Below are 7569 nucleotides of genomic sequence, written 5' to 3'. Positions count from 1 at the left end.
TGATATTTATATTATATCAAACATAGGCGGTACTATCTACTTTTTCAGTGCCCTCATTCTCAAAACGAGGGGTGTCCTGCGGTGTGGAAATAATTAAAATGTCACGGATGCCAGCATTCATCAGAACAGACATCGGATAATAAATCATCGGTTTATCAAAAATAGGTAAGAGCTGCTTGCTCGTAACTTTCGTCAACGGATACAAACGAGTACCCGATCCACCTGCTAAAATAATACCTTTCATATATACCTTATACCTCTTTTCTACTTCTCAGTTTCACTACCTTTGTTCGGATAGAGCAGTTTCGATGTATTGTTCATAAACCAGAGTGCTCCATACAAACGCAGGTAGTGATACTGAAAGTCCTTATGATAAAATCATCCGCTGTTGCTGAACCTAGGTAGCGAGATAAAAACTGCTCTCGCAGCTCTACCCATTTCTCTAAAAGTGCCGCAAATACGCCATCTTTCAGGCATTTTCACTATGTACATCTCACTACCTGCGTTCGGTTAGAGGAGATTATTAATCATCAAAACTTTCATCTATCTCTTACTCCCATACAGCCCTTCCGTCTCTTCAACAACTCTGTCCCAACTATATTTTCCACAAATATAATCCGCAGCTTCATCCTTCAACCGCTGTACTTTTTCATAATCATCGCAGGCATCCTGCAATTTTTCTTTTAAATCTTCTACGTTTGATTTCTTAAAAATCAACGCCTTATCTTCTACCACTTCTGTACATTCCGGAATATCCGAAACCAGGCAACAATTCCCATAACTCATTGCCTCTAATAAGCTGAGTGGCATTCCTTCCAAATCGGAAGGTAATGTATAAATATATGCATTGCTATACAGTTCTTCCAACATCTGACCTTGTACAAAACCTGTAAATATGATACGCTTGTCATCTTTCGCCATCTCTTTTAGCTCTTTTGCAAAATCATCTGTATCACTGGAACCACCTGCAATTACTAGCTTTTTATCTGTTTTTATCTCTTTAAATGCTTCAATCAGATATTGAATCCCTTTTTCTGGCACAAGTCTTCCAAGGAATAAAATGTAAGAATCTTTTTCCAATCCAAATTTTTCCGCTATAAGTCTTGCATCCTTTTTATCCGGTCGATTGACTCCATTTGGAATAAATCTGGTCTGACGCCCATATGTCTTTTGGAAATAATCCTGTACGCTTTTACTCAGAACGATGATTTCATCTGCATATTTCACAGCATTTTTTTCGCCCTGATGAATAAACTTTGCGCCAAATCCTGATTTCCACTTTGCACGCTGCCAGTCAATACCATGAACAGTAACGATCACCTTTTTTCTAAACATTTTCGGCAACCACGTAAAAAAAGCCGGTCCTTCTGCGTGAATATGTACAACATCGTACTTTCCAAATGCACAGCATAAAGAAGCAAAGAAAGAAGCACTTACTGCTGCCAGACCTTTTTTCTCAATAGTCGGCACCGACTTCAATCGAATTCCTTTATAGACACTTCTCTTGCCTGTATCATATTCTGAACCACTTACATGATGACCCGCTCTGTTATAACAAGTAACTTGATTGCTATCTCGCACCATTCTGGTACAAAGTTCTTCCACAACAATCTCAATACCACCTTCCCGGCTCGGTATTCTCTTGTGTCCAAACATCGCAATTCGCAATTGTTTTTTCATTTACCCCTCATTCCTTCACTGTAGTTTTTTACTCCAGTTTTCATTTCATAACTTCAAACACCCTCTCCTCCCCACCGCACTCTCATGCGTCAGGCAGAATGTCTTCGCCACTTCTCCCATCCCGGACTTCACCATCCGGCAGATCAGACGTGACAGGCGGTGTTCAACCCAAAAGTCCCGGCACATACACCCGAACCCTTCTTCAGCTCTCGCCTTTTATAAAACAATGGTGCAATACCATCTGTTTCCTCATTTAGATCTTGCTCGCAGAAACATTTTTTTCTTTTCCTGCTTTCTTCCGAAACTGCTCCATACACCGCTTCGCCACATTTCTCGCAACATTCAGGTACGTATCGCCCTGATGTCCTTCCTCGCAGACAAATCGTTTTGACTGCTTATCCTGCTGCACGATCTCACTTCCACAAACCGCACAAATCCGGTGCATTTCTTTTGCATTTACATCCAGCACCAGAATTCCTTCTTTCCACGCCTTATAGGTGAGATACTCCCGGATCCTTGTACTCAGATGCAGCGTCCCGAAATTTCCCGCACCCTTCAGCACATGCCTCCGGTACTCTTCGTCATACTTTGGAAATGCGATTACCGAGACATCCTGCTCTTTGCAAAATGTCACAATATTCAGACTGACTTGGTGTGCATACTGCTCACCCAGATGCTTCAAATACATCCAATATTTCTGATTCACCCGTCCACCGGCATTTTCACCCCGTGACTTCCGGGACTTGTCAATCTTCTCCAATACCTTGCTGCACTGGTGCGTGTATTCTTTTCCACCTTTGAAATAACGGACTGCCAGCTCTTTTCCCTCGCAGTTCATCACACTCGCCACCGCAAATGCATCTCCATTTGTAAAATGAATCCCACACACATTTCTGCCTTCTGCGATTCTTTCTTTCGCAGTCGATGCATCCTGGACAATTTCTTTTACCGGAACATGTAGCATCTCATACTTCTGATCCAGAACAACCGAAGGCGACATCAGCTGCGCCCCTTCCGGAAATGCTTTTCCGTAAAGTCTGCACCGCATCCATCTCCATTCGCGCCCATTCCAGATGCGAAGCGTAATTTCACCGGATTCAAAATCCCGATACATCCCTTTGTAGTACGTGACCGCCGAATGAAAACTCTCTGCTTTCCCGGCATAGCCATTTTCCAGTCTCGACAAATGGCTCTTTGCCGCCGCAATCCCCGCATTGGCTGCTGCCCTCCGAAAATAAAGCGGCACCTTTTCCCACGGAAGCGGACTAGGCACTTCTTTTCCATCCCGTCCCCTGATACTCAGACGCTCCATTTCCCGCAGGCAAACCTGTGAATTTTCCTCTCGCAGTTCCGAATGCTCCAGAAATAAGTCATAATAAAATTTTTGTATCTGGTTATAGAAACTCTGCGTCTCGCTCAGCCATTCCGGATGTCTACATCTCAGCCGCAGGCATTTGGTTGTGATAATATATCCCTGCTTCTTCCCCATAGAATATCCGTATCCTTTCTGCTGAACCTGATTTTGCAAATGTCGCTTATCTTCCACTTAAGCGACATTCTTTTTTACCAAGTATTTTTCTACAACGTATTTAATGTTATCATTTTTAACATATTTCGTCAAGTTAGGCATAACGGATTTAGGTGCTTTAACTGTAAAACTTTATCGAAATATTGCAACTTTTTTTACTATTTTGCATAATATTTCTTTTTAAAGAGTCAAAACAGGAGTCAACTGTTAATGTTTTCTATCAATCATTCCTTTTTTCTATTTATAATGATGGAAAAAGGAGTCTATTTATCATGTCAAGACGAGGAGAAAATATCCACAAAAGAAAAGACGGCCGCTGGGAAGCGCGTTACGAAAAAGGTCGAACCGAAAAGGGGACAATTATCTATGGATTTTTGTACGGAAAGAGTTACCGGGAAGCGAAGGCAAAAAAACTTCAGGCATTACAGAAGCAGATGCCAATGCAAAGAAGCAAGAATTATTCTGTATTTCAGATACAGGAGTTAAGCAGTCTGTGGTTGGAGTATGTGCACTTTAACCTAAAAGAAAGCACCTATATGTGTTATGCGGCATTGGTGCAAAAGCATATCATTCCATATTTTAAGAAAAATCCTCAACAATTACTTAGCAAAAATGGTTTTCAAATTTTCTATAATGACAAAATCGCATCCGGTCTGTCGACGCAGAGTGTAAAAATGATTCTTATGCTGCTGGAACGGATTTTGGCATTTTCAGAAGAGCAAGAACTTTTGCCAACGGTCAAACGGACGAAAGTTCATCCCAAAACCATTCCATTTGAAAAAGATCTGTTAAGCCCCGAAGCGCTTTCCCTGCTGAGCAGACATTTGGTGGAGGCAGATACCGCTTTTGCGGCAGGTGTTTTGTTATGCATGTACACAGGAATCCGGATTGGAGAGTTATGCGGAATAAAAGGAGCGGATATTGATCTGAAAAGAGGGATCCTGACTATCCGGCGGACGGTATCGCGAATCACAAATCCCGACATTTCCTCTGGCGGTTCGCAAACTATCGTATTTATCAGCACGCCAAAATCACTGTCTTCTATCCGAACGATACCGCTTCCGGATCAGATCATTCCTTTTTTACGAAAATGGTCCGTTTCAGACCAGCTTTATTTTCTGACAGGCAATACGAAACCGACCGAACCACGGAATGTACAGCGGCAATTCAAAAATATTTTAAAAGGATGTAATCTTCCGCAGGTGACTTTTCATTCTCTGCGGCATAGCTTTGCAACACTATGCATTGAAAATGGAATCGACAGCAAAGCACTTTCTGAAATTCTTGGACATTCGTCCGTAAAAATCACATTGGACATCTATGTACACAGCAACATGGCACAGAAAAAAGAATATCTGAACCGGCTTTCTATTTGAAAATAAGCAGTCAGATGCGAAGTCAGAAGCAGACTTTGCCGAAGAAGCTGCAGCTCAGATGGATTTGCGAAAATCAGGCGTTCCTACAAATTTTGGGGAGCGCTTTTTTTTGTGAATTTTTGGAAAGTCGCTTAAGTGGAAGATAAGCGACATTTGTTTTTATGATTAATCCAAAATTAATCCAAAAAAGTGCCGCTCCATCATCGTTTTAATGACTTTGCGACATTTTTTATACTCTATAACTGATTTCTTTATTCCGTTTTTTATTGAGGTGCATCTTTTTTCAAAACATTCTGCACGTAATCAACCGGCTTTTTTACTGCTTCCGAAATCATTTCATCTGTGCATTCCATTTCATGTAAACTCCAGATAAATTTGACAGTTTCCTCCTCTCTAACTCTTCTAACCAACACATCACTAAATCCCATCATCGTCATAGCCATATCCTCCTTAAATTTTTCTTCCCATTCAATATGTCTCTATTTCTTCTATATTTCCTACAAACACTTGATTAAGATAATCAAATATCCCTCTGTCTTCTGTTTTCTCTCCCATCCGGATAACAATTACATTCATCAGATCATAATCTTCTTCCGGTTCATCCGTCTCTCCCAGAATATCTTTTTTCCTTATCCGGTATTCTGTCATTGTATTCCTTAATTTTACCGGTACATCCTCCAGACAGATCCAGATTGAATAACACTTCTCCAAATCTGCATAATTCGTCTTTCCAGTTGCCACTCCAAGCTGACTGCTCAAATCCCTTGCGACATAATAAAGTCCTCTTTTTATAATGGGATACGTCGGATTCTTCGGTCTATAACTTTTCTGTCCTTCAAGATCAATATGAAGATTCACTAGCATATTTTCCTCTGAAAGCTTCGGATTGCGAATCCTGAACTTTGAATCAAACCGAATCAGCTTATCCGATCCTCTGGAAAGTTCTGAATCTTCGCCCCGTATCCGATATTCATCCACCTCCGAAACCGGAGTATCACTGACAACCTCATCCGATGTAATTGATGCCAGATCCAGACAATTCAAAATCTCTTCCTGAGAACACCCTTCAAATTCCTGGATCACCATCTCCATAATCGTAACAATGATCTCAATCCAATTTTTACTGTTCACATACTATTTACTTTCCACCCTTCACAATCTCCCACACCCGGTATCCCACGCTTCCATAATAATAGCTCATCGGAGCATCTCCCGGAAAATACCTTACCATTCGGTACACATAATATAGAATCAGTCCTACGCACAGAAGAATCACCCATTTTCCAAGGCTCTTCGTTTCTTTCCTCTGTATGTATCTCCGCACGCAAAACCATCCCACCAGGACAATCACACCATAAATAAACGGATGCATCTTCCATGCCCCGGCAAAGTCCCCTCGCAGCACCATAAACATTGCTCTCGTAAGCCCGCATCCTGGACAAGGAAATCCCGTCATGATCACCATCGGACACAGACTATATAAAAGCTTTCTTCCTATAACAAAATAAATTGCAAATACAAGAATCGCAATGCGGATATTCCATAAGTCCTGTAAAAGCAACTTTATTCCTGTTACTAATCTATTTTTCACAGAAGTGTTTCCAGCTTTCTTACTGAGGTGCATCTTTTTTCAAAATATCCTGCACATAATCAACTGGTTTTTTTACTGCTTCCGAAATCATTTCATCTGTGCATTTCATTTCATGTAAACTCCAGATAAATTTAACCGTTGTCTCTTCCTGCCCTATCTCTCTGCCTTCTTCTCTACCTTCTATTCTCCCTTCTTCTCTTCCCTCTTTTCTTCCTTCTTCTCTCCCTCTTCTAACCAGCACATCACTAAATCCTGTCATCGTCATAGCCACATCCTCCTTAAAATCCTCTTCCCATTCAATATGTGAATATGTCTCTATTTCTTCTATATTTCCCACAAATACCTGATTAAGATAATCAAATATCCCTCTGTCTTCTGCTTTCTCTCCCATTCGGATAACGATCACACTCATCAAATCATAATCTTCTTCCGGTTCATCCGTCTCTCCCAGAATATCTTCTTTTCTTATTCGGTATTCTGTCATTGTATTCCTTAATTTTACCGGCACATTCTCCAGACAGATCCAGATTGAATAGCACTTCTCCAGATCTGCATAATTCGTCTTTCCGGTTGCCACTCCAAGCTGACTGCACAAATCCCTTGCGACATAATAAAATCCTCTTTTTATAATTGGATACGTCGGATTCTTCGGTGTATAACTTTTCTGTCCCTCCAGATCAATATGAAGATTCACCAGCATATTTTCCTCTGAAAGCTTCGGATTACGAATCCTGAACTTTGAATCAAACCGAATTAACTTATCCAAACCTCCGGAAAATTCGGTATCTTCACCCCGTATCCGATACTCCTCCATCTCCGAAACCGGAGTATCACTGACAACTTCATCCGATGTAATGGATGCCAGATCCAGACAACTTAAAATTTCTTCCTGTGAACACCCTTCAAATTCCGGGATCACCATCTCCATAATCGGGACAATGATCTCTTTACTCTTAAAGAGCTTCTTCACACCCTTGTCATACTCTGCGCCAACGTTTACCGATGATGCAATGTCGTATTTTGTCTCTATTCTCATTTTTATTTTGGATGATTTTCTACATAATCGTCAACCAATAAATAAATTTTCTTTTCCCTCGCCATTTTTTATATTATAACATCCCCCACTACATTCTAAAAATTAAATTTTCTTAATTTATAATTTCCAAAATTTTATAAAACTTTTCCTAATCCCACTTTCTCCAACTTACTCAACACCCCTAAAAATTCTCCATTATTTAGGGAAAGGCGCCGCATCCCCATGCGGCGCCTTTCCCGTCCCCTCTCCCTCTCTGACTTCCGCAGTCGACTGAACTCAATGAAAGAAAAGAATCCGAAACAGTGGTGTGCTACCTGTCAAGAGGACAATAAAAAATAATAAATTTTTGTATCGTCAG

At 40.9% G+C, this 7569-nt stretch carries 7 protein-coding genes and 1 pseudogene; 1 reads left to right on the top strand and 7 read right to left on the bottom strand.

The window, feature by feature from the left end; genetic code table 11:
• Window positions 1-58: 58 nt before the first annotated feature.
• From G4407_RS15600 to G4407_RS15590, 3 genes and pseudogenes are all read right to left on the bottom strand, one after another.
• Window positions 59-244, bottom strand: a pseudogene (locus tag G4407_RS15600) (sugar phosphate nucleotidyltransferase); the annotation flags it as partial.
• A gap of 299 nt (window positions 245-543) precedes the next feature.
• Window positions 544-1680 (bottom strand): glycosyltransferase family 4 protein, encoded by a 1137-nt coding sequence (locus tag G4407_RS15595; protein ID WP_173689614.1) that lies wholly within the window; start codon window positions 1678-1680, stop codon window positions 544-546.
• Window positions 1681-1933: 253 nt separating this feature from the next.
• Window positions 1934-3169 (bottom strand): zinc ribbon domain-containing protein, encoded by a 1236-nt coding sequence (locus G4407_RS15590; RefSeq protein ID WP_173689613.1) that lies wholly within the window; start codon window positions 3167-3169, stop codon window positions 1934-1936.
• Window positions 3170-3480: 311 nt separating this feature from the next.
• Here G4407_RS15590 and G4407_RS15585 point away from each other — a divergent pair, with 311 nt between their 5' ends.
• A complete protein-coding gene (locus G4407_RS15585) occupies window positions 3481-4584 on the top strand; it encodes a site-specific integrase (protein ID WP_173689612.1) in 1104 nt (367 codons plus the stop codon).
• Between the two features lie 263 nt (window positions 4585-4847).
• Here G4407_RS15585 and G4407_RS15580 read toward each other — a convergent pair whose 3' ends face one another.
• Genes G4407_RS15580 through G4407_RS15565 form a run of 4 tightly spaced genes read right to left on the bottom strand, consistent with a single transcriptional unit; the run spans window position 4848 to window position 7211 of the window.
• The gene (locus tag G4407_RS15580; RefSeq protein ID WP_173689611.1) at window positions 4848-5021 is read right to left on the bottom strand and encodes a hypothetical protein; all 174 of its coding nucleotides are present in this window, start codon (window positions 5019-5021) and stop codon (window positions 4848-4850) included.
• A 31-nt stretch (window positions 5022-5052) separates the two neighbouring features.
• Window positions 5053-5715 (bottom strand): hypothetical protein, encoded by a 663-nt coding sequence (locus G4407_RS15575; protein ID WP_173689610.1) that lies wholly within the window; start codon window positions 5713-5715, stop codon window positions 5053-5055.
• Between the two features lie 7 nt (window positions 5716-5722).
• Window positions 5723-6175 carry a DUF2752 domain-containing protein gene (locus G4407_RS15570; RefSeq protein ID WP_330586136.1) on the bottom strand — a complete coding sequence of 151 codons (453 nt, stop codon included), beginning with the start codon at window positions 6173-6175 and terminating at the stop codon, window positions 5723-5725.
• A 19-nt stretch (window positions 6176-6194) separates the two neighbouring features.
• Window positions 6195-7211, bottom strand: a complete 1017-nt coding sequence (locus G4407_RS15565) for a hypothetical protein (protein WP_173689608.1) — start codon at window positions 7209-7211, stop codon at window positions 6195-6197.
• Between the last annotated feature and the right edge of the window lie 358 nt (window positions 7212-7569).

Origin of the sequence: Allocoprococcus comes, assembly GCF_013300725.1 — a bacterium.
GTDB lineage: Bacteria > Bacillota > Clostridia > Lachnospirales > Lachnospiraceae > Allocoprococcus > Allocoprococcus comes_A.
This window is presented reverse-complemented; position numbering and strand designations above follow the sequence as displayed.